At 70.4% G+C, this 24,767-nt stretch carries 25 protein-coding genes and 1 tRNA gene; 10 read left to right on the top strand and 16 right to left on the bottom strand.

The features are described from left to right. Positions 1–126: 126 nt before the first annotated feature. Positions 127–924 carry a squalene--hopene cyclase gene (locus ACIA8L_RS38950; protein WP_395912524.1) on the top strand — a complete coding sequence of 266 codons (798 nt, stop codon included), beginning with the start codon at positions 127–129 and terminating at the stop codon, positions 922–924. A 20-nt stretch (positions 925–944) separates the two neighbouring features. Here ACIA8L_RS38950 and ACIA8L_RS38945 read toward each other — a convergent pair whose 3' ends face one another. Next, positions 945–1,511, bottom strand: coding sequence for a TetR/AcrR family transcriptional regulator (locus ACIA8L_RS38945; RefSeq protein ID WP_395912522.1), 567 nt, complete (start codon positions 1,509–1,511; stop codon positions 945–947). 88 nt (positions 1,512–1,599) lie between these two features. On the opposite strand from ACIA8L_RS38945, the gene ACIA8L_RS38940 reads away from it, so the two are divergent. Beyond that, a complete protein-coding gene (locus tag ACIA8L_RS38940) occupies positions 1,600–2,340 on the top strand; it encodes an SDR family NAD(P)-dependent oxidoreductase (protein ID WP_395912521.1) in 741 nt (246 codons plus the stop codon). On the opposite strand, the gene ACIA8L_RS38935 is transcribed toward ACIA8L_RS38940, so the two are convergent. After that, on the bottom strand, positions 2,337–2,636 hold the full coding sequence (locus ACIA8L_RS38935) for an MGMT family protein (protein ID WP_395912519.1): 300 nt from the start codon (positions 2,634–2,636) through the stop codon (positions 2,337–2,339). The genes ACIA8L_RS38940 and ACIA8L_RS38935 overlap by 4 nt on opposite strands. A gap of 52 nt (positions 2,637–2,688) precedes the next feature. Between ACIA8L_RS38935 and proB the strand changes: the two genes are divergently transcribed. Further along, on the top strand, positions 2,689–3,789 hold the full coding sequence (proB, locus tag ACIA8L_RS38930) for a glutamate 5-kinase (protein WP_395912518.1): 1,101 nt from the start codon (positions 2,689–2,691) through the stop codon (positions 3,787–3,789). A 59-nt stretch (positions 3,790–3,848) separates the two neighbouring features. Here the strand turns inward: proB and ACIA8L_RS38925 are convergent, their stop codons facing one another. After that, on the bottom strand, positions 3,849–5,294 hold the full coding sequence (locus ACIA8L_RS38925) for a gamma-glutamyltransferase (protein WP_395912516.1): 1,446 nt from the start codon (positions 5,292–5,294) through the stop codon (positions 3,849–3,851). Between ACIA8L_RS38925 and ACIA8L_RS38920 the strand changes: the two genes are divergently transcribed. Further along, positions 5,293–6,651, top strand: a complete 1,359-nt coding sequence (locus tag ACIA8L_RS38920; protein ID WP_395912514.1) for an MFS transporter — start codon at positions 5,293–5,295, stop codon at positions 6,649–6,651. The genes ACIA8L_RS38925 and ACIA8L_RS38920 overlap by 2 nt on opposite strands. Next, positions 6,635–8,053: a pyridoxal phosphate-dependent decarboxylase family protein gene (locus tag ACIA8L_RS38915; RefSeq protein WP_395912512.1), complete on the top strand. Its 1,419-nt coding sequence runs from the start codon at positions 6,635–6,637 to the stop codon at positions 8,051–8,053. The genes ACIA8L_RS38920 and ACIA8L_RS38915 overlap by 17 nt, the downstream gene beginning before the upstream one ends. Here the strand turns inward: ACIA8L_RS38915 and ACIA8L_RS38910 are convergent. The 3 genes from ACIA8L_RS38910 to ACIA8L_RS38900 are packed head-to-tail and all read right to left on the bottom strand — an operon-like array spanning position 8,019 to position 10,026. Then, the gene (locus ACIA8L_RS38910) at positions 8,019–8,990 is read right to left on the bottom strand and encodes an NADH-quinone oxidoreductase subunit H (protein WP_395912876.1); all 972 of its coding nucleotides are present in this window, start codon (positions 8,988–8,990) and stop codon (positions 8,019–8,021) included. The two genes, ACIA8L_RS38915 and ACIA8L_RS38910, sit on opposite strands and share 35 nt — an antisense overlap. Further along, complete coding sequence (locus tag ACIA8L_RS38905) at positions 8,990–9,508, bottom strand: NADH-quinone oxidoreductase subunit C (RefSeq protein WP_395912510.1); 519 nt, start codon at positions 9,506–9,508, stop codon at positions 8,990–8,992. Before ACIA8L_RS38905 ends, ACIA8L_RS38910 begins: the two co-directional genes overlap by 1 nt. Continuing rightward, positions 9,505–10,026: an NADH-quinone oxidoreductase subunit B gene (locus tag ACIA8L_RS38900; protein ID WP_395912509.1), complete on the bottom strand. Its 522-nt coding sequence runs from the start codon at positions 10,024–10,026 to the stop codon at positions 9,505–9,507. Before ACIA8L_RS38900 ends, ACIA8L_RS38905 begins: the two co-directional genes overlap by 4 nt. A gap of 67 nt (positions 10,027–10,093) precedes the next feature. Here ACIA8L_RS38900 and ACIA8L_RS38895 point away from each other — a divergent pair, with 67 nt between their 5' ends. Beyond that, positions 10,094–10,588: a nucleoside-diphosphate kinase gene (locus ACIA8L_RS38895; RefSeq protein WP_395912507.1), complete on the top strand. Its 495-nt coding sequence runs from the start codon at positions 10,094–10,096 to the stop codon at positions 10,586–10,588. A gap of 156 nt (positions 10,589–10,744) precedes the next feature. On the opposite strand, the gene ACIA8L_RS38890 is transcribed toward ACIA8L_RS38895, so the two are convergent. Then, positions 10,745–10,825, bottom strand: a tRNA-Tyr gene (locus tag ACIA8L_RS38890). Positions 10,826–10,927: 102 nt separating this feature from the next. On the opposite strand from ACIA8L_RS38890, the gene ACIA8L_RS38885 reads away from it, so the two are divergent. Next, positions 10,928–11,422, top strand: a complete 495-nt coding sequence (locus tag ACIA8L_RS38885) for a YajQ family cyclic di-GMP-binding protein (protein WP_395912506.1) — start codon at positions 10,928–10,930, stop codon at positions 11,420–11,422. A gap of 150 nt (positions 11,423–11,572) precedes the next feature. Here ACIA8L_RS38885 and ACIA8L_RS38880 read toward each other — a convergent pair whose 3' ends face one another. From ACIA8L_RS38880 to ACIA8L_RS38840, 9 genes are all read right to left on the bottom strand, one after another. Continuing rightward, positions 11,573–11,830 carry a hypothetical protein gene (locus ACIA8L_RS38880; RefSeq protein ID WP_395912504.1) on the bottom strand — a complete coding sequence of 86 codons (258 nt, stop codon included), beginning with the start codon at positions 11,828–11,830 and terminating at the stop codon, positions 11,573–11,575. A gap of 11 nt (positions 11,831–11,841) precedes the next feature. Beyond that, complete coding sequence (locus ACIA8L_RS38875) at positions 11,842–13,047, bottom strand: MFS transporter (RefSeq protein WP_395912503.1); 1,206 nt, start codon at positions 13,045–13,047, stop codon at positions 11,842–11,844. 146 nt (positions 13,048–13,193) lie between these two features. Beyond that, entirely contained in the window at positions 13,194–14,066 is an 873-nt protein-coding gene (gene htpX / locus ACIA8L_RS38870) for a zinc metalloprotease HtpX (RefSeq protein WP_395912501.1), read from the bottom strand. 267 nt (positions 14,067–14,333) lie between these two features. After that, positions 14,334–15,839, bottom strand: a complete 1,506-nt coding sequence (locus ACIA8L_RS38865) for an NADH-quinone oxidoreductase subunit N (RefSeq protein WP_395912500.1) — start codon at positions 15,837–15,839, stop codon at positions 14,334–14,336. Then, the gene (locus ACIA8L_RS38860) at positions 15,836–17,482 is read right to left on the bottom strand and encodes a NuoM family protein (RefSeq protein ID WP_395912499.1); all 1,647 of its coding nucleotides are present in this window, start codon (positions 17,480–17,482) and stop codon (positions 15,836–15,838) included. Before ACIA8L_RS38860 ends, ACIA8L_RS38865 begins: the two co-directional genes overlap by 4 nt. Then, entirely contained in the window at positions 17,479–19,320 is a 1,842-nt protein-coding gene (locus ACIA8L_RS38855; RefSeq protein ID WP_395912497.1) for an NADH-quinone oxidoreductase subunit L, read from the bottom strand. The genes ACIA8L_RS38860 and ACIA8L_RS38855 overlap by 4 nt, the downstream gene beginning before the upstream one ends. Then, complete coding sequence (gene nuoK, locus ACIA8L_RS38850) at positions 19,317–19,673, bottom strand: NADH-quinone oxidoreductase subunit NuoK (protein ID WP_395912495.1); 357 nt, start codon at positions 19,671–19,673, stop codon at positions 19,317–19,319. The genes ACIA8L_RS38855 and nuoK overlap by 4 nt, the downstream gene beginning before the upstream one ends. Continuing rightward, positions 19,673–20,194, bottom strand: a complete 522-nt coding sequence (locus ACIA8L_RS38845; RefSeq protein WP_395912494.1) for an NADH-quinone oxidoreductase subunit J — start codon at positions 20,192–20,194, stop codon at positions 19,673–19,675. The genes nuoK and ACIA8L_RS38845 overlap by 1 nt, the downstream gene beginning before the upstream one ends. 119 nt (positions 20,195–20,313) lie before the next feature. Beyond that, entirely contained in the window at positions 20,314–20,775 is a 462-nt protein-coding gene (locus ACIA8L_RS38840; protein WP_395912874.1) for a 4Fe-4S binding protein, read from the bottom strand. A 137-nt stretch (positions 20,776–20,912) separates the two neighbouring features. Between ACIA8L_RS38840 and ACIA8L_RS38835 the strand changes: the two genes are divergently transcribed. The 3 genes from ACIA8L_RS38835 (at position 20,913) to ACIA8L_RS38825 (ending at position 24,677) form a co-directional block, all read left to right on the top strand. Further along, the gene (locus ACIA8L_RS38835; RefSeq protein ID WP_395912492.1) at positions 20,913–21,218 is read left to right on the top strand and encodes a hypothetical protein; all 306 of its coding nucleotides are present in this window, start codon (positions 20,913–20,915) and stop codon (positions 21,216–21,218) included. 638 nt (positions 21,219–21,856) lie between these two features. Beyond that, positions 21,857–22,069 (top strand): hypothetical protein, encoded by a 213-nt coding sequence (locus tag ACIA8L_RS38830; protein WP_395912491.1) that lies wholly within the window; start codon positions 21,857–21,859, stop codon positions 22,067–22,069. 70 nt (positions 22,070–22,139) lie between these two features. Continuing rightward, complete coding sequence (locus ACIA8L_RS38825) at positions 22,140–24,677, top strand: putative bifunctional diguanylate cyclase/phosphodiesterase (RefSeq protein WP_395912489.1); 2,538 nt, start codon at positions 22,140–22,142, stop codon at positions 24,675–24,677. The last annotated feature ends 90 nt before the right edge of the window (positions 24,678–24,767 follow it).

Genomic DNA, 24,767 nt, shown 5'->3' with positions numbered 1-24,767 from the left:
CCGCGCGGGGTTGCGCCTCCACTGGGCCTGTTGCCAACCGGTAACAGGCCCAGTGCCTGTCAGGAACGACTCAAGTCACATGATCAACCCGCGCGTATGAGTCAGCCGGGCGGTACTCTGCGCCCCATGGCCGACCTTGATGCCGCAATCGGCTACGTAGTCGCCCACGGCGACTCTGTAGACCGCGCCCGCCTAGCCTGGCTGCGCACCGGTCAGGCCCCCACGGCCGATGTTCTGGACCGAGCCGAATCGGGACAAGCTTCCACGGGCGGCTGGCCAGCCTATTTCGGAGCCCACGTGGCCTCGGTGGACGCCACCTGCTTCCGTCTCAACGAATTGGACGACTTGGCCGCGCTAGCTCGCCCAGCAGCCCGCCGAGCCCTCTCCTGGCTAGCCCAAAGCCAACGCCCAGACGGCATGTGGGAAGAGGACGAGTCCTTGGCCGGCATAGCCCCACCATGGGCTCAACCGGGCGACGACGAGGCCCGCCTGTACCTGACGTGCAGCGCCGCGTACTGGCTCGTTGTCGGCGGCCCAGCGGCGGGCGAAGAGGACGAACACGCGGCCAGCATCGCCAGGGCCGCGGAGGCCTTCCGCGCATCCCTCCGTCCAGACGGCTCCTGGCCATCCTTCCTGGTCACGGGCTGGCTGGGCTGCGCCGTCCTGTACCACTTGGGCTGGTTCTACGAGTCCGCCCAGATCCAAGTCGCGCTGGCCGACCGAGTACCGACGATGACCCCCGCCGACACAGCCCTGCTGTACGCGACCCTGCGCCGTATTGGGATGTCTACCGAGGACTGGCTACTGGGCGCAGCCCGCAAACGCCTGAACGAAACCCAACGCAGCGACGGCAGCTGGCCCAGCGACGACGGCGACCAGTTCAACGTCCACACAACGCTGATTGCTATCCGGGCGCTGCGCTAGCGGGGGGCTCTTCTTGCCGCCTAGCGCAGTTCCGTCAGAGCCGCGTCCAGAGCCACCCGCAGGGCCGTTGAGTCGCCGGTCGCCAGCAGGATGCCGACACCGCCCTGCACCGCCGCCAGAATGACCAACCCCGACCGCTCGGGGTCGGGTGCGTTGGCCCGGCGGGCGCCCTCGGTCAGCTTGGCCAGCCAGGATTCCAGGAGGCCGGACACGATCGGCCGCACCTGCGGATTGCTCGGCGCCAACTGCCGGGTGAGCGCCGCCAGCGGGCACCGGGTCCCCTGCGCCTCGTAGCGAGCAATCACCGCGTCCCGCCACGCGACCCAAGAGGATGGCGGCCCGAGGGAGCTGAGGTGGGGCTCCTGATCGTGCAGTACGGCCGCCGCCTCATGTTCCGCAACGGCCAGCAGGAGCGAGGACCGGCCCGAGGGAAAGTAGTGGAACAGCTGGCTCTTGCTGGTGGCGGTGGCGGCGCGGATGTCATCGAGCGACACCTCGTCGACGCCTCGGGAGCGCAGGAGGGCCGCGGCGCCGGCCACAATGCGGTCTCGGGTGGCTGCGCCCTTGGCCGTCAACGGCGTGCTCATCGGCACATTCTAGGTAGTGGACCGTGCGGTCCAGAGGGCGCTATGGTCAGTGGACTAGTCAGTCCACTTCTAAAGGAGACCTCAGGACATGAGTCGCCGTCTGCAGGGCCGCACTGCCCTCGTCACCGGGTCGACCAGCGGGATCGGGCGGGCCATCGCCGAGCGCTTCGCCGCCGAAGGGGCCGGCGTCATCGTCAGCGGGCGCCGCGAAGATCTGGGCGTCGAAGTGGCCCGGGGCCTCAAGAACGCCACGTTCCTGCGGGTCGATCTGGGCGCGGGCCAGGAAGCGATCGAGGAGTTCGCCGCACAGGCCGGCGACGTGGACATCCTCGTCAACAACGCCGCCTACCTGGTCGGGGGGAAAGCGACGGCAGACACCCCCGAGGACGTCATCGATGCGGCACTGCGCACGAACATCAAGGCGCCGTTCCTGCTGACCGCCGCGCTCGCCCCCAAGATGCGGGCCAAGGGCGGCGGCGCGATCGTGAACATCGGCTCGATCAACGCCCTGACCGGCATGCCCGGCAGCGCGCTCTACAGCGCGACCAAAGCCGCCCTCCACGCCATGACCGCCGCCTGGGCGGCCGAGTTCGGGCCGCACGGCATCCGCGTGAACACGATCGCCCCGGGGCCGACGGCGGTCGAGTGGTCAAAGCCGATTCGGGGGTACCTCGAGCGAATCGTCGCGACGACCCCGAGCCGCCGCCTCTCCGAACCCGACGAGATCGCCAAGGCCGCGGTGTTCCTGGCCTCCGACGAGGCGAGTCACATCCACGGTGCGACGCTCACCGTCGATGGCGGCCTGACGGCCACGACGATCACGAGCTAGTCGTCGCCCGGCCACCAGGCGGCGCGGCGGATGTCGACCTTCTCGCCCCTGAGCGGAGTGCCCTCGGAGCGGTGGCGGCGCAAAGCCTCCTGTTCGTGGCCCGGCACCAGGCGCCCGTTGGCGGCCACGACCCGGTGCCAGGGGACCGGCCCGCCGTAGTGCGACATCACGGACCCGACCTGCCGCGGCCCGCCCTGGCCCAGGTATTCGGCGATCGCCCCGTACGACATGACACGCCCCGGTGGGATGCGCTCCACCAGGGAGAGGACCTGCTCCGTGTACTCCTCGTCCGCCACGATATGGGAACCTACCCCGCCGCCCGGCGGGTCACGCGGCAAGATTAGCGGCGTGCGTGAACAGGTCACCGGGGCTCGGCGGATCGTCGTCAAGGTCGGGTCGTCGTCGTTGACCACCGCGACCGGCGGGCTGGCCGAGGACAGGGTCGATGCGCTGGTCGAGGCCATCGCTTCGGCGCCGGCTGAGGTTGTGCTGGTCTCGTCGGGGGCGATCGCGGCCGGGCTGGCCCCGCTCGGGCTGCCCCGGCGGCCGCGGGACCTGGCCACCCAGCAGGCGGCCGCCAGCGTCGGGCAAGGGTTGCTGATGCGGGCGTACAACGATGCCTTCGCCCGGCACGGGAAAGTGGTGGGGCAGGTGCTCCTGACCGTCGACGACGTGACGCGACGGGCGCACTATCGCAACGCCTATCGCACGCTGCGGCGGCTGCTGGATCTCAAGGCCATCCCGATCGTCAACGAGAACGACACGGTCGCGACGCACGAGATCCGGTTCGGGGACAACGATCGGTTGGCCGCTCTCGTGGCGGCGCTCGTCGATGCCGATCTGCTCGTGCTGCTGTCCGACGTCGACGGGCTGTACACCGGGGATCCGGCACTGCCCACCTCCCGGGCGATCACCGACGTCCGCAGTCTCGCCGACCTGGATGGCGTGGATGTCCGGCGGCCGGGCAAGGCCGGGCTCGGGACCGGGGGGATGGTGACGAAGGTCGAGGCCGCGCGGATCGCCACGACCAGCGGCATTCCGGTCGTGCTGGCTTCAGCCCCACAAGCGGCGGCGGTACTGGCCGGGCGCGAAGTCGGCACACTCTTCCACCGGCAGCGAGAACGGCCGCAGGCCCGCCTGTTCTGGCTGGCCCACGCCACCACGCCGCGCGGCCGGCTCGTCCTCGACGCGGGGGCCGTGCGCGCGGTCGTCAGCCGCCACGCCTCGCTGCTGCCGGCCGGGATCACGGCGGTCGACGGGCGGTTCGCCGCCGGGGACCCGGTGGACCTGGTCGACCCGGGCGGCATCCCGGTCGCGCGCGGCCTGGTCAACTACGACGCGGCCGAGCTGCCGCCGCTGCTGGGCCGCTCGACCGGCGATCTGGCGGCGGAGCTGGGACCGGCCTACGAGCGTGAAGTCGTACACCGCGACGACCTCGTGCTCCTGTAAAGAGAAACTCCTGTAAAGAAGAAACTCCTGTAAAGAGAAACTCCTACGAACAGAAACTCCTATAGAAGGCGCCCGATGCCGCCACGCCGGGGATCACCCGCGGCACCGGCCACGCCCACGGTGCTCACCCCGCCGAAGTAGTGGTCCAGCTTGTCCCAGCGCTGAATTTTGTACCCCGCCTCCTGCAACGCCTCCAGCTCGTCCTCCGGATATCCGGGCTCCGCATGGACCAGATCGGAGACGACGTGGAAACGGGGGCGTCGAATCGCCTCGAGTGCGGAGTCTCCATCGACCAACGTATTGATCAGCGTGTGCAGCAGGGCGGTGCGGATCCGGGTGGCGCCGGCCGAGCCGATCGCCATCAGCAGCGGCCCGTCCGGCGCTATCACGACGGTCGGGCACATGCAGGAAGCCATCCGATCCCCGGGTTTGGTGCCGGGCCGGATCAGCTCGCCCTCGCCGAGCATCGAGTTCAGGTGAATGCCGAGACCGTCGAGCCAGACTCCGGACCCGATGCCCAGCGTCAAGGTGATGACACAGGCGTTGCCGTCGGCGTCGACGACCGAGATGTTCGTCGTATCGCCGAGGCGCTGCGTCCCGTAGGACCGCAATGCGTCGGCCAATGCGACCGCCCGCGCCGGTCGGGGCAGGACATCCAGCTTCGGCTGCGACCCGAGCGTGATGATGAAGTCGTTCAGATCCGGCCGCGCCATGACCGTCGCTCCGGCCAGCGAAGCCGACGCGACCGGCTGCTCCAGCACCTCGTAAACCGATAGGTCGGTGGGCGTGAGAATGCCACCGCCGGCCGCGATCGTGTCGACCAGTTGCCGCCCGACCCGGCCCGTGTAGAACGCGGCCGGGCCTTCAGAGCTCAAAATCCCAAGAGCCCGATCCAGGCCCGGGTGGTACAGCAGATCCCCGCCCTGCAGCAATCGCCCGGCGGGCGCATACACCTGAGCTCCGAACCCGGGCATCATCGCCGGCGCCAGTGATGCGAGGGTCGCCGAATGCGGGGCGGGCAACAATGCGCCCGCGCGCGCCACGGACCGGGCCGGCGAAATGACCTGGGACCACGGCAGCCGGCCCCAGCGCGAATGGATGGCCCCGGCCCCGGCCGGCACTCCGGGAACGCCGACGCTCGATGCCCCGATCTCGTATCGCTGTGGCACTCCGCCGAATGAGACCGCGATCGGCTCCATCGGCGCCGCGGCCCGGGTCGCGTCCAGGCCCGGAACGGAACAGAAGAAGTCGAGGCAGGTGGTATTACCCGATGAAGCCTCGTAAAACGTCGCAAACCCGCCGCCCGCGATCCCGGTCAGCACGGTTTCGGCGACGCAACTGGTCAGCATCGCCGCCACCGCGGCGTCGGCGGCGGAGCCACCCTCTTCCAGGACCCGCAGGCCGACCTCGGTCGTCAGCGGGTGGCCGGCCGCCACCCCCGGCGAAAGTCCTGGCGAAGCAGAAACAGAAACATCCTCGCGATAGCGGTAGCATCCGTGGACCATGAATCACCCGTCGCAATCACTGCCCGGTCGCGTGCGGGCGGGGTACGCACTCGGCTCGCTCGTCACGGGCGCGTTCGGCACCGTGCCCGGTTTGTTGCTGCTGCCCTACCTGACCGACACCCTCGGCGTCGCGGCCGGGATCGCCGGGCTGCTCGTGCTGGCGCCGAAGGCGTGGGACGTGTTGATCAACCCCGTTGCCGGGAGGATCTCCGATCGTACCCGCACTCGCTGGGGCGCTCGGCGACCATTCTTGCTCGCGGCCGGGCTGGCTGTCGCGGTCTTATTCGCGGCAATTTTCGCGGCACCCATCAAAAGCGGCGTATACGTCGCGCTGACGTTCCTGGCGACCGCCACGGCATACGCGTTCTACCAGGTGCCGTACGTCGCCATGCCGGCCGAGATGACCGACGACTACCGCGAGCGAACCCGGCTGATGACCTGGCGCGTAGCGCTCCTCGCGGTCGCCATCCTGGTCTCCGGTGCCCTGGCCCCGGTGGTGACGAAGCAGTTCGGCGACGGAATCCCGGGCCATCGGGCCATGGGCGTTTTCGTGGCATTGCTCATTCTCGTCGGTACCGCCGGCAGCTTCTTCGGCACCAAGAGCGCGCCGACGGGCAAAATCCTCGAAAGCGAAGCGTCGCTCAAAACGCAGCTGAACACGGCCAGGTCCAACAAAGCGTTCACCCGGCTGCTCATCTGCTTCATCATCCAGGCCGCCGGAATCGCCACCATGCTGGCCGGCGTGAGCTACTTCGCCACGCAGGTGCTCGAGGACCCCGACACCGGATCGACGGTCATGTTCGCCTGTTTCGTCGGGCCGGCGCTGCTCGTGATGCCCGTCTGGTCACGGGTCGGAGAAAAGCTCGGGAAGCTGCGGTCGTACGTCCTGAGCTCCCTCATCTTCGCCGGCGCGGCCGCCCTCATCGCCCTGGCGCCGGTGCTGCCGGCCGCCGGCGTCTACGTACTCACCGGCGTAGTCGGCTGCGGCTACGCCGGTCAGCAGGTGTTCGGCCTGGCCATGCTGCCCGACTGCATCGCGTACGACGCCGAGCGGACCGGGCGGCGGCAGGCGGGCGTGTTCACCGGGCTGTGGACGGCCGGCGAGACGTTCGGGCTGGCGCTCGGGCCGGGCATCTTCGCGCTGCTCCTGGCCGCGTTCGGGTATGTCTCGAGCGACTCCGGCACCGCCGCGGCGCAGACGGACACCGCCCGGCTCGGGGTGCTGCTCGGCTTCACGGTCGTACCCGCCATCGTCGTCGCATTGGCGTTGTTCACTCTGCGAGGCTATGACCTCGACGAAGAGCGACTGTCGGGTCGTTCGGAAGGACAGGGTGAAGCACTTGAGCGCGCTGCCTGAGCAGGGCCTCCCGGCCCAGGATGTGCTGGCCGAGCTGCGGGAGTTACGCGGCCGCGACCTGCCTACGCATGGCGGGCGCCTGTTCGCCTACGTATACGACGCCGGGCTGGCCGGCCTGGATGATCTCGCCGCGGCCGCGCACGCGCTCTCCTCCCATGTGAACGGGCTGGACCCGACCGCCTTCCCCTCGCTGCTCGCGATGGAGAACGACCTCGTCGGGGCGGCCGCGCAGGTCCTGGGCGGCGACGAGCACACGGTCGGCAGCGTCACCTCGGGCGGGACGGAGTCGCTGATCCTGGCGGTGAAGGCGGCCCGCGACGGCCGGCCCGACATCGCCCGGCCGCGCCTGGTCATGCCGGTCACGGCCCACGCGGCCCTGGCGAAAGCGGCTTCGTATCTGCGGGTCGAGCTCGACACCGTGCCGGTCGACCCGGTGACGCTGCGGGTGGACCCGGCCGCGATCGCTGCGGCGATCACTCCCGAAACGGTCCTCGTCGCCTGTTCGGCCCCGTCTTATGCCCACGGTCTGATCGATCCGGTCGAGCCGATCGCGGCGGCTGCTCTCCAGGCGGGCGTCCGGTGTCACGTGGATGCGTGCTTCGGCGGCTGGACGCTGCCCTACCTGCGCCGGCTCGGTGAACCGATCCCGCCGTTCGACCTCTCGGTGCCGGGAGTCACGAGCATCTCGGTCGACCTGCATAAGTATGCGTACGTACCCAAGGGCGTGTCCGTACTGCTGCACCGCGACGAGTCACTACGCATGCCGCAGTACTTCGGCTACGCCGACTGGCCCGGGTACACCATGGTCAACCCGGTCATCTCCTCGACCCGTTCCGGCGGCCCGATCGCGGCGGCTTGGGCGGTTTTACGGCACATCGGTGATGACGGATACCTGGAGCTGGCGGCCAAGACCCGCGATGCAACGAGATCTATCGGTGCCGCTATAGCCCGCATTTCGGACTTTTCGGTTATCCCCCAAGAGTCGACTGTTGTGACATTTATGTCTACAAGTGTTGACTTGTTCGTGTTGGCGGATGAACTGGCCGCGCGCGGGTGGCACACGCAGCCGCAGTTCCGGCACGGGGAGATTCCGGCCTCGGTGCATCTCACGGTCACCGCGTCCGTCGCGCCGCGGGTCGGAGAGTTCGAGGCCGACCTGACGGCCGCCGTTGCCGCTGCCCGCGCGTACGGCCCGATCGAGCTGCCTGATGGCATTCTGGACCTTCTCGGATCCGCTCCCGTGGAGCAGATCGCCGCCGCTTTAGGACTCGGCGCGGGCGGAGGGCTGCCGGAGCGCATGGCGCCGGTGAACGCTTTGCTGAATGCGGTCGATCCGGCAGTACGAGAGAAGCTGCTTATCGCTTTTCTCAGTCTCCTGCAGCGACCTTCACGGCGGCCGTGAGCACCAGCTGGGCCAGTGCCGCGGGGACCAGCACCAGCCAGCACAGGCGCTGCAGCTGGTCCTCGCGGAGGCGCGGATAGGAAACGCGGACCCAGATGACGACGAATGACACCGCGAAGATTTTGATGAGCGTCCAGAGCCAGCCGAGCTCGGCGTCGAGCCCGAACGGGCCTTTCCAGCCGCCGAGGAACAGCACGGTCGTGAGCGCGGCGATGACGACGATGCCGACATACTCGGCGAGCAGGAAGAAGGCGAAACGCAGTCCGGTGTACTCGGTCATGTAGCCGAAAACCAGCTCGGAGTCCGCGATCGGCATGTCGAACGGTGGCCGGCGAATCTCGGCGAGGCCCGCGGTGAAGAACACCAGCATCGCCGGGAGCTGCCACAGCAGCCACCACGGCCGCCAGGCCTCGACAATGCCGGAAAGCGACAGCGTGCCGGCCGCCATGGCCACGCTGAGTGCGGAAAGAATGAACGGCAGCTCGTATCCGAGCAGCTGCGCGGCCGCGCGGAGCCCACCGAGCAGCGCGTATTTGTTGGCGCTGGACCAGGCGGCCATGAGCACCGCGACCACGCCGACGCCGACCACCGCGAGCACGAAGAACAGCCCGATGTCGAGCTTCTGCGCGACCAGCCCATTGGGGCCGAGCGGGATGACGAGCAGGACGATGAGGTACGGCAGCAGGGAGATCACCGGCGCGAGCCGGAACACCGCCCGGTCGGCCGCCCGCGGCGTGATGTCCTCCTTCTGCACGAACTTCACGCCGTCGGCGACGAGCTGGGCCCAGCCGTGGAAGGCGCCCGCGTACATCGGCCCGAGCCGCCCCTGCATGTGGGCCATGACCTTGTGCTCGGCCTGCCCGACGACGAGCGGCAGCGTGAGGAACGCGACGACGACACCGACGACGCGGATCGCCACGTCCAGCCAGACCGGGATCACTTCGGCCACTCATTCGGGTCCGGCACACCGGGCGGCCGCATCGGGGCCCGCTTGCTCACGGTGTGCTCGCTCTCGCCGGGCTCCTTGGCGCCGGGCCAGGGCTTCGCGACCCGGGACGCGAGCACGAACTCCTTGCGCAGCGGATGCCCCTCGAACTCGTCCGGCAGCAGGAGCGGCTTCAGGTCGTCATGTCCGGTGAACCCGATCCCGAACATCTCGTGCGTCTCGCGCTCGTGCCAGGCCGCGCCCGGATAGATGTCCTTGACGGTCGCGATGGCCGGCGCCGACCGCGGGATCTCGGCCCGGATCAGGACGCCCTTCTTCTGCGTGGTCGACCAGAGGTGCACGACGAGCGTGAACCCGCCGGGCAGCTCGTCGACGGCCGAGAGCCAGTCGAAGAAGTCGAAGCCCTCGCCCTTGGCGGTCGCGATCGCCTCGGCCCACGACTCGGCGGGCACGTCGTAGGTCGGGCGAGCGAACCGTCCGCCGCCGCTCTCCGTGGCTTCGCCGATCACTCCCGCACCGGCTTCTTCACAGGCGCCGCGGTCAGGGCCTTCACGTCCGGCCGGGGCGTGCCACCGAGCCCGGCCGGCTCGCCGGCGATCTTCTCCTGCAGCCGCATGATCCCGTGCAGCAGTGCCTCGGGCCGCGGCGGGCAGCCGGGCACATACACGTCCACGGGGATGATCTGGTCGACGCCCTTGGTCACCGAGTAGGAGTCCCAGTAGGGTCCGCCGCAGTTGGAGCAGGCGCCGAAGCTGATGACGTACTTCGGCTCGGGCATCTGGTCGTAGAGCCGCTTGACCGCGGGCGCCATCTTGTCGGTGACGGTGCCGGAGACGACCATGAGGTCGGCCTGGCGGGGCCCGTGCGCGAAGGGAATCACGCCGAGCCGCATGAAGTCGTGCCGCCCCATGGACGTGGCGATGAACTCGATGGCGCAGCAGGCGAGCCCGAAATTGAACACCCACAGCGAGTAGCGCCGCCCCCAGTTGAGCACGAACTTGATCGGCTCACCCAGCACTCCCGACATGGCGACAGCGTAGCCTCTGGCAAGCTGTAGTGCGTTCGTGTGTCGCGCAGACTTGGAGACTGGACAGATGGCGTCGTTGGAGCGGACCCTCGTACTGCTGAAGCCGGACGCGGTGGCACGCGGCCTGGCCGGCCGGATCATCCAGCGTTTCGAGGACGCGGGCCTGAAGATCGTCGGCACCAAGATGGTCCAGATGGACGCCGACCTGGCCAAGAAGCACTACTTCGACCTGGAGGAGCGCTTCGGCCCGTCGGTCTTCAACGTGACCGCCACCTTCATGCAGTCCGGCCCGGTGATCGCCCTGTGCCTGGAAGGCGTCGAGGCCGTCCCCACCGTCCGCCGCCTGGTCGGCGTAACCTTCCCGAACCAGGCCAACCCGGGCACCATCCGCGGCGACTTCGCCCACACCTCAAAGGCCTACACCGAGTCCAACCACACCGTAGCCGCCAACTTGATCCACGCCTCCGGCAACTCGGAGGAGGCCAAGTACGAGGTCGAACTCTGGTTCCCCGAGTCGGAGCTCTTCACCTACCAGACCGTCGGCGAGAAGTACCTCTTCTGACCGCTCCCGCACCGTTGAAGGGCTTTCCGCCGGGGCTGACTCCGGTGAAGGGCCCTGCGGCTTTGGTTGCCTTGCCGCGGGCCGGAGCGAGCGCGACATACAAGAAGGGCCTGTCACCCGGATTTCCCCTGGTGACAGGCCCTTCAAGCGTGCCGGTGGCGGGTAGAGGATTCGAACCTCTGTAGCTTTCGCGACGGATTTACAGTCCGCTCCCATTGGCCGCTCGGGCAACCCGCCTGGCGGAAGCCAGAATAGCGGTAGGCCCCCGGGGGAATGCAAACGGGTACCCTCGGCACGCCCACACCCGTCTAACGCACGCAGTAACAGGGAGCGTCTGCCATGGCTTCGGCACCCTCGTTCGACATCGTCAGCAAGGTCGACCGGCAGGAGGTCGACAACGCGCTCAACCAGGCTGAGAAGGAGCTGGCGCAGCGGTTCGACTTCCGCGGCACCGGGGCTGAGATCAAGTGGTCCGGCGAGGAGGCGGTCGCGCTCCAGGCTGAGACCGAGGAGCGGGTCGCCGCTGCGCTTGAAGTGTTCAAGGAGAAGCTGGTCAAGCGCAACATCTCGCTCAAGTCGCTCGACGCGGACGAGCCGCGCGCGTCGGGCAAGGTGTACAAGATCGACGCCCGGATCATCCAGGGGATCGAGTCGGACAAGGCGAAGGCCATCTCGAAGAAGATCCGCGATGAGGGCCCGAAGGGTGTTCAGGCCCAGATTCAGGGTGACCAGCTGCGCGTGACCGGCAAGAAGCGGGATGACCTGCAGGCCGTCATCGCCCTGCTCAAGCAGGAGGATTTCGGTATCGCCCTGCAGTTCACGAACTACCGCTGAGGCGACCGGGCCGGGTGGTGCTGGCTCACTGACGCTTGTTGCGCCGAGTCAGCACCACCGCGACGGTCGTCACGATTGCCGCCATCACCAGCAGACAGCACAACAGGACAAGGACGTGCCACGGCTTGATCGCACCCATGGCCGTGCAGCCTAGCCGAGCGGCGATCCGGCTGTTGACCCACCTCGATGGCGAAGATCAAGAAGATGGTCGCGAAGGTCGCCACGAAGGTCGCCACGAAGATCGTCGCGGAGATCGCCACGAAGATCGTGGCGGACGTCGTCGCGAACATCGTCGCGAAGGTCCTGTGGCGCCCGGACGAGCAGAAAGCTGTCCGTGTCACAAATCTCGAGGTCCTGCTCGCCGGCCTCGTCCGGGTCGGTGAGCACGACGTTGAGCGTCTGAGCCATGGGTGCCGACCCTACACGGCGGCCTGTTTTCGGTCGCCCGTGTGGGTGAACGCGGTCGGCGCGACCAGGGCGCCCGCCGCCACCGAGGCCCCGGCCAGCAGGAACGCCCAGACGGCCCCGCCCGGCCGGTCCACGACCAGCCCGGTCACTCCGACCCCGGCCGCGCTGGCGCCGATGGAGACGGTGACCAGCCACGTGTACGCCTCGTTCAGCATCGACGGCGGCACGATCAGCCCGACCATCGAGTTCTGCACGGTCAGCGCGGGCGCGATCGTCGCCCCGCCGATGACGAGCGCCACGCCCAGCGCGAGCGCGTTGGGCATCGCGGCGAGGATCGCCAGGCTGCCGGCCACGGCGACGAGCAGCCACCGCAGCCGCGCTCCGGGCCGCGGCCGGCTGCCGAACCACACACCCGCGGCCGCGCTGCCGATGCCCCAGACGCCGAGCAGGATGCCGCCGACGCTCTCGGGATCGTCGGCGACGTAGGCCGTCGCGTACGCCGGCACCGCCACCCCGATTCCGCCGAACGCGAACCCGACGCCGAGCGCGGTCACCAGCAGCGCCGCGAACCCCGGTACCCGCAGCGGCCCCAGCCCTCGCGCCGGCGTGTGCTCCGCCGGCCGCCGCCACGAGCGGATCGCCTGCCCCCGCGCCACCGTGAGCGTCCCGACGAACGTCACCACCGCCGCCGTACCCAGGGCCACCGCCGGTTGCCACAGGGCCACACAGAGCGCGACCAGCAGCGGCCCCACGACGAACACGAGCTCGAACAGCGCCGTCTCGGCCGCCAGTGCCGTGACCCGGACCTCGGCATCATGGACGGTCAATGCGTTCCAGGTCCCGCGCACGGCCGCCGTGAGCGGCGGAAACGTGATCCCGGCGAGCACCGCCGCGGCGAGCACGACGCCGAGCGGCAGATCGTTCAGCCCGGCGACAAGCAAAAAGATCAGGCTGCAGGGGTACAGCAAGCCGGTGACCAACAACACCGGAGCCGGACCGATCCGATCGGCCAGCCGCCCCACGATCGGGCTGGCCGCCGCACTCGCGATCGCGTAGACGGAGCAGGCCAGCGCCGCCTGCGCATACCGCCCGTTGGCCTGCTGGAGCAGCAACAACAGCGCCAGCGACACCATCCCGAGCCCGAGCCGGGCCGCGACGCCGACGATGAGCAGCAGGGGCGCGCCGGGAAGCCGCCACACGGACATGTACTGCCGCACGGCAGACCTCGTTTCGCACCTGTTACAAAAGCAGAGAGCCCGCCGATGGTACGGCGAGCCCTCCAGCTGTTCACATGTGTTTTCCACCGCTCATGGTACGAGCCGCAGCCCCGACCGCTCCTTACCGCCGGTCGGCTCGAAGCGGATCAGCGATGCAGCGCGAGCCCGGCCATCTGCTCGAGCCGCGCCACCCGCTGCTCCATCGGCGGGTGCGTCGAGAACAGCGACGCGATCCCACCACCCTTGAGCGGGTTGTCGATCATGAGGTGGGCCTGGCTGGCCATCTGCCCATCGGCCGGCAACGGCAGCGCCTGCGTCCCCCGGTGGATCTTCCGCAGCGCACTGGCCAGGGCCAGCGGGTCACCAGTGAGCCGCGCCCCGGACTCGTCCGCCTGGTACTCCCGGCTCCGGCTGATCGCCAGCTGGATCACCGACGCGGCCAGCGGCCCCAGGATCATCATGAGCAGCAGCCCGCCGATGCCGGGCCCCTCCTCGTCGTCACTGGAACCGAGCGGCAGAAAGATCGCCAGGTTGGCCAGCATGGTGATCATGCCACCGAGCGCCCCGGCGACACTCGAGATCAAAATGTCGCGGTTGTACACGTGGGAGAGCTCGTGTCCAATAACCCCACGAAGCTCACGCGGCGTCAGCATCTCCAGAATCCCGGAGGTGACGGCCACGGCCGCGTTCTGCGGGTTGCGCCCGGTCGCGAACGCGTTGGGCTGCCGCGTAGGACTGATGTAAAGCCGGGGCATGGGCTGCCCAGCCGACGTGGCCAGCTCCCGCACCATCGCGTACAACTGGGGCGCCTGAGCCTCGCTGACCGGCTGCGCGTTCATGGCCCGCAACGCCAGCTTGTCCGAGTAGAAGTAGCTGAACGCGTTCATGCCCAGCGCCACGAACACGGCGATGACAAGTCCAGCGCTACCGCCGAGCCAGTAGCCGACAAGCAAAATAAGAGACGTCAGCAGCCCAAGAAGCGCCGCCGTCTTCAAGCCGTTGAAATGCTTGTGCTGCATGCCTCTAAGAACACCGCAACTCCCCGTACCCCTTCCCAACGCAAGCTGTGAGCTACCTGAAAGCCTCCACCCCCGCGCCTCCACCCCCGCCACTCCCAGCCAAACCGGCAGCCCCCACCAAAACACCCAAAAGCCGTCGACGCCGCACCCCTACCGCCCAGCAGCGATGCCACCCCGATAAGTCCACGAGCGCACCAGCCCACGAGCCCACGAGCGCACCAGCCCACGAGCCCGCGAGCCCGCGAGCGCACGAGCCGACTGCTCGCGCTATCCGAACGTCCCAGCGGCCCGCATCACCACCTCCGGCCCGAACCCGACAAGCACCGCCACCAAAGCCGCCACCGCCAACGAGGCCGCCACCGTCCAAGGCACCCGCACCGCCGGCGCCAGCACATCGCCGGCCGGGGACTCAGGAGCGGCGAAGAACGTGGCACCCACCCGGACGTAGTACGCCAGCCCGATCACAGCGTTGACCGCCACCACGATCGCCAGCCAGGTCGCGTCCCCGCCGAGCAGCGACCGCACCACCGCGACCTTCGCGAACAGCCCGGCGAGCCCCGGCGGCAGCCCCGCCAGCCCGGCCAGGGCCAGCACCAGCACCGCGGTCAGCCACGGCGACCGCCGCGCCAGCCCGCGGTAGTCGGCTATCGTCCCGCCATCGCCGGCCCCGCGGACCGCGACGAGGGCCCCGAACGCGGCGAACTCCAGGATCACGTAGAAGAAGGCGTAGCCGATCGCGGCCGCCACCAGCAGCGGCGTCACCTCGTCGGCGGCGATCAGGGCACCCAGCGGCGCGAGCAGGTAGCCGGCCTGCGCGACCGACGACCAGGCCAGCAGCCGCACCATCCGCCGCTGCCGCAGTGCCACCAGGTTGCCGACGGTCATGCTCAGCACGGCCAGCACCGCGAGTGTCAGCCCGGACGTGGACAGCACCGGCCGCGCCGCCGAGACGCCGACCAGCAGCAGCGCGACGACCCCGCCGAGCTTGGACGCGGTCGACAGGTAGGCCGCGATCGGCAGCGGCGCCCCGTCATACGTCGCGGGCGCCCAGGCGTGGGCCGGCACCGCGGCGACCTTGAACCCGAGCCCGACCAGCAATAGCACGACGCCGGCCTTGAGCAGCGCCGCGGTCGCGGCCCCCGGTGCTCCGACGGCGACCGACTGCCCGGCCAGGTGCCCCGGCCCGGCCGCGATGTCCGAGAAGTGCACGCCGCCCGTGGCGGTGAACACGAGCGCGGCCCCGAGCAGCGCCACTGCCGTCGACACCACACTCACCACGAAGAACGTGACCGCCGCCGTCCCGCCCTCCCGAGCGCCCCGCCGCAGCCCGACCAGCAGGTAGAGCGGGAGCGTCAACGTCTCCAGCGCCACGATCAGCGTGATCAGGTCACGGGCGCCGCCCAGCACCACGGCCCCGGCGAGGGAACAGGCCAGCAGGAAGCAGTATTCCCCGACGGGCACTTCGCCGGTCCGCAGCAGCGGCACGGAGAGCCCGAGCGCCCCGAGCGCCAGCCCGGCGAAGACACCGGCCACGATCGCGGCCGCCGGGTCGAGCACGAGTGAGCACTGGTCGGGCCCGAAGCAGAACGCGCTCCGATGGTCACCCCCGGCCCCGACCGCGATAGCCGCCGCGATCACGCCGGCCATCCCGAGCGCGGTCGCGCCCATCACCGGCCCCCGCCGCGCGGGCCAGAGCAGATCCACGAGCAGCGCGAGCACCGCCGTCCCCGCCGCCACGTATGCGGGGATCAACGCCACCTGATCGATCCTCATCGCCCGAACACCCCCGCCAGCGCCTCGACGGCCGCGTTGGACCACTCCAGCACCAGAACCGGCGCGACACCGACGGCCAGCGTGAGCACGACCAGCGGCCCCCAGGCCACGAGCTCACCCGCCGTCAGCCGAGCGCCACCAACACCGTTGCCGGCACCGACCTGATCCCGGCCGTCGGCACCCGCTCCGCTCTCGGCGACCGGTCCGTCGGCACGGGGCTGTCCGGTCGGCCCGAGCGGCGCGCGGCCGCCGAGCGGGGCGGGCAGCGGCAGGGCGAGCGCGGCGACGAGGGGTGTGGCCGGTCCGTGGGTGACCCGGCGCAGCAGCCGCAGGAAGTACGCCGCCGCCAGCGCGGCCCCGGCCGCCGCCACCGCACCCAGCGCGGTCCACAGCGGCCCGCCCCGTTCGAAGGCGGCGACGACGGCGAACGCCTCACCCCAGAACCCGGCCAGGCCCGGCAGCCCGAGCGAGGCGATCGCCGCGAAGGCCAGCACCCCGCTCAGCGCCGGTGCCGTCTCGCGGAGCCCGCCGAGCCGGTCGAGGTCACCCGTGTGGGTGCGGTCCTTGATCCCCCCGGCGACGAAGAACAGCAGCCCGGTGACGATGCCGTGCGCGATATTGCCGATGAGCGCGGCCTGCATCCCGGTGGCGGTCAGCGTGGACACGCCGAGCAGGACGAAGCCCATGTGGCCGACCGAGGAGTAGGCGATGAGCCGCTTCAGCTCGGTCTGCGCCAGGCAGATCAGGCCGCCCGCGATGATCGCCGCCGTGGCGAGGATCCCCAGGACGGGCGCGCAGCGGGCGGCGCCGTCGGGAGCCACGCCGACCGCGACCCGCAGCAGTCCGTAGGTGCCCATCTTCAGCAGCACCCCGGCCAGGATCACCGACCCGACCGTCGGGGCCTCGGTGTGCGCGGCGGGCAGCCAGGTGTGCAGCGGCCAGAGCGGGCTCTTCACCGCGAACGCCAGGGCCAGCAGCACGAACGCCAGCAGCTGCATCCCCGCCGACATCGGCCGGACCGCCGGGTCGCTCAGCGCCACCAGGTCGCCGGTGCCGGACGACGACACCACCACGAAGACCCCGATGAGCAGCAGCACCGACCCGAACAGCGTGTAAAGCACGAACTTGCGCGCCGCCCGCCGCCGGTCGGCCCCGCCCCAGACTGCGATCACCGCATACATGGGCAGGAGCACGACCTCGAAGAACACGAAGAACAGGACCAGGTCGAGGGCGAGGAACACGCCGGTGATCCCGGCCTGCAGCACCAGCAGCAGCGACACGAGCAGCCGCCCGCGCCCCGGCTCCGGCACCCGCCACAGGCAGTAGGCGCAGCAGAGCAGCGTCAGCAGGGCGGTGAGGGCGACGAGCGGGTAGGAGATCCCGTCCACGCCGATGTGGAACCGCAGGCTCAGCGTCGGCGCCCACGGCAGGTCGACCTCCGCGAACGGCTCGATCCGCCGCACCCCCGGGGTATCCGTGCGCGCCACCCCGAGGGCGACGACCACGCCGGCGGTGGCCGCGGCGAACAGGAGCCCGCCGACCCGCGCGAGCCGGTCCAGCCGCGCCGGCATCGCGGCCGCGAACAGCGCCCCGATCGCCGGCAGCGACAGCGTCGCCAGCAGCAGCGTCTGTGCGGAGGTCATCGGCCCACCTCCAGCGCGAGGACGATCACGGCGGCGATGACCACGGCGCCGGTCAGGACCGCGGTCGCGGCTCGGGGGAGTGCGGCGGTGTGTGCGCGGGCGAGCAGGCCGCCGAGCCCGCCGGCGCCCGTGCCGACCCCGTCGACGGCGCCGTCCACGAGGCCCTCGTCGGAGCGGCGGGCCAGGCGGGCCAGCGCCACCATCGGCTGGGTGACGAGCGCGTGCTGCACCGCGTCCAAGTAGAAGGCATTGGCGAGGAGCCGTCCGAGGCGGGTGTCGGGCGGCGCGGCGGCCGGGTCGCGGCGCCAGGCGAGCAGGCCACCGACGGCCAACAGCACCAGCGCGGCCACGGTCATCCAGCCCAGGTGCGCGACCCGTTCGTGGGAGCCGAGCCGGGCACTGAACCCGGGCAGCAGGCCGGCCAGTCCGAGCAGCGCCGCCGGCACGGCCAGGGCCACCAGCGGTCCGCGCATCGCCCAGGACGGCTCGTGCCCGGCCTCGGCCGCGGCCCCGCGGGGCGCGCCGAAGAACGTCCGGCGCCACAGCCGCACCACGTATGCCGCGGTCACCGCCACCGTCAGCGCCGCCGATCCGAGCACGATCCACGCCACCCCGCGCGGCACCGGCCCGGACCCGGTCGCCGCCTCCAGGATCGCGTCCTTGCTCCAGAACCCGGCCAGCGGCGGCACCCCGGCCAGCGCCCCGAGCCCGATCGTCATCGTCCAGAACGTCACCGGCATGCGTGACCGCAGCCCGCCCATCGCCGACATCAGGTTGCTGCCGACGGCGTGGATCACGGAGCCCGCCGCGAGGAACAGCAGCGCCTTGAACGCCGCGTGGGTGAGCAGGTGGAACAGCGCGGCCGAGGGGGCGCCGACGGCCAGCGCCCCGGTCATGTATCCGAGCTGGCTCACCGTCGACCAGGCGAGCACCCGCTTGATGTCGTCCTGCCCGAGCGCGCTGAGCGCGCCGAGCAGCATGGTCACCGAGGCCATCACCGCGAGCACGACCAGCGCCGGTGTCGAGCGCTCGAACAGCGGATACAGCCGCGCCACCACGTAGACGCCGGCCGCCACCATCGTCGCGGCGTGGATCAGCGCCGAGATCGGAGTCGGGCCGGCCATCGCGTCGGGCAGCCACGTGTGCAGCGGGAACTGGGCGCTCTTGCCCGCGACCCCGGCCAGCAGCAGCACGCACGCCGCGGTCAGCGCGCCGCCGGAGATCGCCCCCGACCCGGCCGCCGCGAACACGTCGGCGATCCGGAAGCTGTGCGCGTGCAGCCCCAGCACCACGATCCCGAGCAGGAACCCGACGTCGCCGACCCGCGTCACGATGAACGCCTTCACCGCCGCCCGCGGCGCTTCGGGGAGCCGCCGATCGTGCCCGATGAGCAGGTATGAGCAGATGCCCATGACCTCCCACCCCACCAGCAGCGCGATGAGGTCGCCGGACACGACGACCAGCAGCATCGCCCCGGTGAAGAGGCTCACCTGCGCGGCGTAAGGCGCGTATCGCTCGTCGTCGTGCAGATAGGCCACGGAGTAGATCTGTACGCAGAGCGCCACGACCCCGACGGCCACGGCGACGAGCCCGGCGGGCCCGTCGAGCCAGGTCCCGAACGTCACGCCGACCCGGCCGAACTCGGCCACCGTGATCCCGGGATCGGCTCCGCGCACGCCCCGGAGCGCGACCGCGATCGCGCAGCCGAGCGCGACGAGCGCACCGCCCACGCCGAGCAGAACGGCAAGACCGCGCATCCGGTACCGCAAGATCAGGCCGACCAGCCCGGCTCCCACGGGCACGGCCGGCAGAGCGACTCCCAGCGCGTCCACACTCATCGCGCCACCTCCGCTCCGTCGGCGCCGGTTTCCGCCGCGGGCGGCGGCTCTTCCGTGAGCGGCAGGTCGTCGACGTCGACCGTGCGCCGCAGCCGGTACAGCTGCAGGATCAAGGCGAGCCCGACGCCGATCTCGGCGGCCGCCAGGACGATCACGAAGAGCGTGAAGGACTGGCCGGCCTGGGGGACCGCGGCCCGGATGGTGGCGTCGGCGGTCACGAAGACCAGGTTGACCGCGTTGAGCATGAGCTCGACGGCCATCAACAGCAGGACGGCGTTGCGCCGGACCAGCACGCCGTAGACCCCGATGCCGAACAGCAGGGCGGCGATGGTGAACGGGAGCGCGGGATGCATCAGCCGCGCCTCCGGTCGGCCGGACGGGCGCCGATGTCGGGGCGGGAGACCACGATCGCGCCGACCAGCGCGGCCAGCAGCAGGACCGAGATCAGCTCGAACGGCAGCACCCAGGTCTTGAACAGGGCCGCACCGAGGCGCTCGGCAGTGCCGGGCTCCGGCATCGTGACCCGGGTCCACCGGAACGCGTCGATCAGCAGGGCCGCAAGGCCGGCCCCGGCGCCGGCGCCGACCAGGGCGCCCGGCCACCGGGCCCGGTCGAGGTCGTCGCTGGCGCCGATCGGGGCCCGGGTGAGCATCACGGCGAAGAGGAGCAGCACGACGACGGCCCCGACGTAGACGAGCACCTGGACCCAGGCCACGAGCTCGGCGGTGAGGACCAGATAGAGGCCCGCGATCGCGCCGAGGGCGACGACGAGCCAGAGCCCGGCCCGCACCACGTGCCGGGTGGTCACGACCAGGAGGCCGGCGCCCAGCGCCACAGCGCCGAGCGCCAGCGTGAGCACGTCGGCCACGGTCATCGCTGCGCCACCCTCATGGCCGACATCCTGCCATCCGGGTGTGACAGGAATCGACCGCCGGGCCGCCCCGCGATCACCGTCGGTTCCCGCGCAACATCAAGTTGCGCTCGGGGCCGGGCTCAGCCGGCGTCGCGGGCGGCGCGCTTGGCCGCCGCCGTCTGCTCCTTGGCCGGCTCGCCGCGGGGGTCGTGCGCGGGCGGGGCCGGTACGGTCGGCACCCACTCCTCCAGCCGCTGCTTCTCGTGGAGCAGGTCGCGGATGTCGTGCTCGGCGTACTCGAACTCGGGCGACCAGTGCAGCGCGTCGAACGGGCACACCTCGATGCAGATGCCGCAGTACATACAGAGCGAGAAGTCGATCGCGAACCGGTCGAGGACGTTGCGCTGGCGGGCCCGGGCGGCGCCGGGGACCATGACCTCTTCCTTGTGCGAGTCGATGTAGATGCACCAGTCCGGGCACTCCCGCGCGCAGAGCATGCACACCGTGCAGTTCTCTTCCAGCAGCGCGATCACACCGCGCGACCGGGGCGGGAGGTCGGGTTCGACGTCCGGGTATTGCTGGGTGTGCGACCGCTTGGTCATCGTGCCCAGCGTGACGGCCAGTCCCTTGGCGAGACCCTTCCCCGGAAACTCCACGTTCGGAAGGTAACACCGGACCCGGACGGGTGGCGGCGGCCCGAGCCCCAAAAAATGTCGTACACCTGTTCTAAGCTATCGGCATGAACGAGCGACGGTGGTGGAACGGCAGCTGGTCGCGGCTCACGCGCCGGGACGTCTTCGTGCACAACGCGGCCGACGGCCGGTGGCAGGTCGAGCTTCGCCGGGGTGGTCCGGAGGGGCGGGTGCGGACCCGGGCGTTCGAGTCCGAGGGGGATGCGGTCGCGTGGATCGAGCGCGCGGTGGTCGCCGTCGAGCCCAATTGGCGGGAGATCGTGGCCACGGGGCGGGCGAAGGCGAAGGCGCGGGTCCGCCGGAAGGTGGCCAAGGCCGGACCGAGCGGGGGCAGCGGCGGGCTCGTCGCATGAAGGCGCCGAGAACGTGAGGAAAGAACGCGTATGAAAGAGGACTTCGCGAAAGACGGCACGACGAAAGAAGGCGTCGAGAAAGGTGCGGGGGAGAGCGCGGCGCCCGGGCGTTGGCGCCACGCGCGCGGCGCTCTTCCCCGCGGCGCGAGACCGGCCCGGCGGACTCCGCGATCCGTCTGCGGACCGGGCGGGCCGGGCGGGCCGGTGGCCCGCAAGCGGGAGTCCGGACGTGTCCGTCAGGAGGAAGTGGCGGCGGGAAAGTCTGCGGGCTCGTCCGGAATGCGCCGAACTGGGCGGGAAGTGAGAATCTCGCGTAACCGCGAGTACCGACGGCGGGTCGCCGGATGGGGCGTCCGTTTTGTGGGAGGTTGTGGCGACCGAACGGCTCGACGGAGTGGCGGATGCGGTGACCGGGTTCGACGAAGGCCGACCCACGACGACGCCGAAACGTTGCGGTGATGCTGCGACGAGTGAAGCGATATAGCCGGTTCGCCAGACCTGAAATCGGCCGAAAGGTCGATTCTTCCTCGCGACCGCGTCATCTTGGCCCGCGCTCTGTTGGTCCTGACGTGGCTTGTGGCACGATCGTGGGTATCTAAACCGTGCCACGTGTCGCACTGATCGCATGGGAGCAATAGATGCGCGAGAAGACGCTGGGCCGGTGGATTGTGCGGTTGGCGGTGACCATCGGGGCTGGGTCGTTGGTGTTAGGCCTGGGGACTGTCGCGGCCAACGCCGACACGTCCACGATCGGCCTGATCCGCAAGTTGCCGGCCGCGGCGACTCACGTTCAACAGAACACTGCGTCATCCGAGCAGATCTTCTTCACCGAGGACTACAGCTGGGAGTGACCGAGCCCGTCGCCATCGCAGCCGGCGACCGGTCGAGCCTTGACCTTTGCTGTGCGCGAATGGGGAACTGGTGCCCGCACCCAAGACGCCGATCCGGCGCGCTGATACGCACGCCTGGCTGATCACCGGTCCGCTCCTGGTCCTGGGGATCGCGATGGCGCTGCCGGGCATCCTCTCCGACCGGTCCTACTCACTGACGCACAACATCCAGTACGCGCCCCTGCTGCTGCTGTTCGCGATCGTGGCGACACACATGCAGCTGCGCCTGGACGTCCGTCGGCAGGTGCTGGCGATCGGCATGAACGACGTGCCGATCCTGCTGGCGCTCTGTTACCTGTCGCCGGTACTGGTGATCTTCATCCGGGTCATCGCCAGTCTGAGCTGGAACGTGTTCAAGCTCCGGCTCGGCCCGCACAAGGTCGCGTTCAACGCCGCCAGCCACTTCGCCGGTGTCGCCGGGGCCACGCTGGTCGTCGCGACGATGCACCTCGGGGAGCCGACCGAGCCGCGCACCTGGCTGGTGCTCGCGCTGGCCATCGTCGTGAGCAACATCATCAACCTGGTGGCGATCGCCGGTGTCATGACGATCGTGCAGGGCGTCGCGCACCTGCCGCAGTTCCTGCGCACGGCCCTGCCCGGGCACGCGGTGATGGGCGTCGGCATCGTGCTCGGCCTGGTGATGCTGCTGACGCTGCAGGCCAACCCGTGGGCGAGCCTGCTGCTGGTCTTCATCGCGATCGCGCTGGTGCTGGGCAACCGGGCCTACGCGCGGTTCCAGCGGCAGCACAAGTCGCTCATGGAGATGTACGGCCTCACCCGCGACATCGCCAGCACCAACCACGACGGCACGCTGCCCGACGTCCTGCTCGGCCGGGTCCGGGCGCTGCTGGTCGCCGACTCCGCCTCGCTGTGGCTGCCCCGTCAGGGGCGCCACCAGGAGGTGCTGCTGTCGGCCCGGTTCGACTACCCGGGCCTGCTCGACGCCGCCCCGACACCGGATCTCTTCCGCGAGCTCGCGATGCGGACCGGGCGGACGGTCGCGACCGGCCCGCGGGTCGGCGACGCGGAACTGCGATCGGTGCTGCAGGAGGCCGGCGTCAAGGACATCATCGTGGTGCCTCTGCGCTCCGGCGGTGTCACCATCGGCACGCTGGAGGTCGCCGGCCGGCTCGGCGAGCGGACCGAGTTCGGCCGCGACGACATCCAGCTGATCGAGACGCTCGCGGCGCACACCGGGGTCGCGGTCGAGAACAGCCGGCTCGTCGACCGGCTGCAGTTCGACGCCAACCACGACGCACTGACCGGGCTGGCCAACCGCCGCCGGATGCTGGAGGCGCTCGGCGAGGCGATGGGCGGGCGTGGGGCCCGCGAGGTGGTCGCCGTCCTGCTGTTCGACGTCGTCGCTCTGCGCCAGGTCAACGACTCGCTCGGGCACGCCGCCGGTGACAAGGTCCTGGCCGAGGTGGCCCGGCGGCTGCGGGCGCTCGCGCCCCAGGGTGCGCTGGTGGCCCGGGTCGGCGACGACGAGTTCGCGATCGAGCTGCGCACGGCCAGCGGCGATGCGGCCGCGACCGTCGCCGACACGCTGCGGCAGGGGCTGCGCGACCCGATGGTGATCGACTCGCTCACGATCGACATCGACACATACGTCGGGGTGGCGATCTACCCCGAGCACGGCACGGAGCCCGAGGAGCTGCTGCAGCGGGCCCACGTGGCCACGCACGTCGCGAAGTCGCGGGGCATCGTGCAGGTCTTCAACGCGGGCCTGCAGTCCCGGGCCGTCCGCCGCGTCGGGCTGGCCGCCGATCTGCGCACCGCCCTCGCCGGCGGGGAGCTCGAGGTGTACTTCCAGCCCAAGGTCGCCCTCACCGACCGCCGGCTGGTCGGCGTCGAGTGCCTGGCCCGCTGGGAGCACCCCGTCCACGGCCAGGTCGCGCCGCCGGACTTCGTGGCCGTCGCCGAGCACACCGGGCAGCTCAACCGGCTCAACGGCGTGGTGCTCCGCGAGGGCATCCGGCGGGCCCGGGAGTGGGCCGACGCCGGGCGGCCGCTCGTCGTGGCCGTCAACCTGTCCACCCGTGCCCTCGGCGACTCCGACCTGCCGCTGCAGATCTCTGAGCTGCTCGACGAGCACGGCGTCCCGGCCGACCGGCTGATCCTGGAGATCGCCGAGGACGAGGGGCTGCTGGCCGGCGGGCGCGCGCTGTCGACCCTGACCCGGCTGCGTGACCTCGGTGTCCGGCTGTCGGTCGACGACTTCGGGGCCGGCCGCTCGTCGTTCGCGGACCTGAGCCGGCTGCCGGTCCAGGAGGTCAAGATCGACCGGACCTTCGTGCAGGGCATGGCCACCTCGCCCAGCGACCTCGCCATCGTGCGCACGATCGTCGACATGGCCCGCAACTTCGAGCTCGACGTCGTCGCCGAGGGCGTCGAGAGTGAGCTCACCCTGGGGCTGCTCGAGGACATGCGCTGCGACATGGGCCAGGGCTTCCTCTTCAGCCGCCCGCTGCCGTATGAGCGCTTCGAATCGTGGCTCCAGGTGCAGACCGCGGAGGACTCGACGGAGGCCCCGGAAGGCGAAGTGCGCTGGCTCCGCGCAGTGCCCTAAAACGGCATCTGAGCAGCGAAGAAACCGAAAGAGGGTAAGTCGATTTCGCGGCCAGGCCGGGGCCGTGTACTCTTAGCGAGCGCGTGTGCG

Source organism: Dactylosporangium sp. NPDC051541 (genome assembly GCF_044454505.1).
Classification (GTDB): Bacteria; Actinomycetota; Actinomycetes; order Mycobacteriales; family Micromonosporaceae; genus Dactylosporangium.
Note: the sequence above shows the minus strand (reverse complement) of the source record. Positions and strands in the feature narration are given on the sequence as shown.

Excerpts from the sequence above, each read along its gene's own strand:
- ACIA8L_RS38940 (WP_395912521.1), top strand. The coding sequence starts at position 1,600 with ATGAGTCGCCGTCTGCAGGGCCGCACTGCCCTCGTCACCGGGTCGACC.
- ACIA8L_RS38855 (WP_395912497.1), bottom strand. The coding sequence starts at position 19,320 with ATGAGTGTGGACGCGCTGGGAGTCGCTCTGCCGGCCGTGCCCGTGGGA.
- ACIA8L_RS38860 (WP_395912499.1), bottom strand. The coding sequence starts at position 17,482 with ATGACCTCCGCACAGACGCTGCTGCTGGCGACGCTGTCGCTGCCGGCG.
- ACIA8L_RS38845 (WP_395912494.1), bottom strand. The coding sequence starts at position 20,194 with ATGACCGTGGCCGACGTGCTCACGCTGGCGCTCGGCGCTGTGGCGCTG.
- ACIA8L_RS38920 (WP_395912514.1), top strand. The coding sequence starts at position 5,293 with ATGAATCACCCGTCGCAATCACTGCCCGGTCGCGTGCGGGCGGGGTAC.
- ACIA8L_RS38835 (WP_395912492.1), top strand. The coding sequence starts at position 20,913 with ATGAACGAGCGACGGTGGTGGAACGGCAGCTGGTCGCGGCTCACGCGC.
- ACIA8L_RS38895 (WP_395912507.1), top strand. The coding sequence starts at position 10,094 with ATGGCGTCGTTGGAGCGGACCCTCGTACTGCTGAAGCCGGACGCGGTG.
- ACIA8L_RS38950 (WP_395912524.1), top strand. The coding sequence starts at position 127 with ATGGCCGACCTTGATGCCGCAATCGGCTACGTAGTCGCCCACGGCGAC.
- ACIA8L_RS38830 (WP_395912491.1), top strand. The coding sequence starts at position 21,857 with ATGCGCGAGAAGACGCTGGGCCGGTGGATTGTGCGGTTGGCGGTGACC.
- ACIA8L_RS38925 (WP_395912516.1), bottom strand. The coding sequence starts at position 5,294 with ATGGTCCACGGATGCTACCGCTATCGCGAGGATGTTTCTGTTTCTGCT.
- htpX (WP_395912501.1), bottom strand. The coding sequence starts at position 14,066 with ATGCAGCACAAGCATTTCAACGGCTTGAAGACGGCGGCGCTTCTTGGG.
- ACIA8L_RS38900 (WP_395912509.1), bottom strand. The coding sequence starts at position 10,026 with ATGTCGGGAGTGCTGGGTGAGCCGATCAAGTTCGTGCTCAACTGGGGG.
- ACIA8L_RS38945 (WP_395912522.1), bottom strand. The coding sequence starts at position 1,511 with ATGAGCACGCCGTTGACGGCCAAGGGCGCAGCCACCCGAGACCGCATT.
- ACIA8L_RS38880 (WP_395912504.1), bottom strand. The coding sequence starts at position 11,830 with ATGGCTCAGACGCTCAACGTCGTGCTCACCGACCCGGACGAGGCCGGC.
- ACIA8L_RS38885 (WP_395912506.1), top strand. The coding sequence starts at position 10,928 with ATGGCTTCGGCACCCTCGTTCGACATCGTCAGCAAGGTCGACCGGCAG.
- nuoK (WP_395912495.1), bottom strand. The coding sequence starts at position 19,673 with ATGCATCCCGCGCTCCCGTTCACCATCGCCGCCCTGCTGTTCGGCATC.
- ACIA8L_RS38840 (WP_395912874.1), bottom strand. The coding sequence starts at position 20,775 with ATGACCAAGCGGTCGCACACCCAGCAATACCCGGACGTCGAACCCGAC.
- ACIA8L_RS38865 (WP_395912500.1), bottom strand. The coding sequence starts at position 15,839 with ATGAGGATCGATCAGGTGGCGTTGATCCCCGCATACGTGGCGGCGGGG.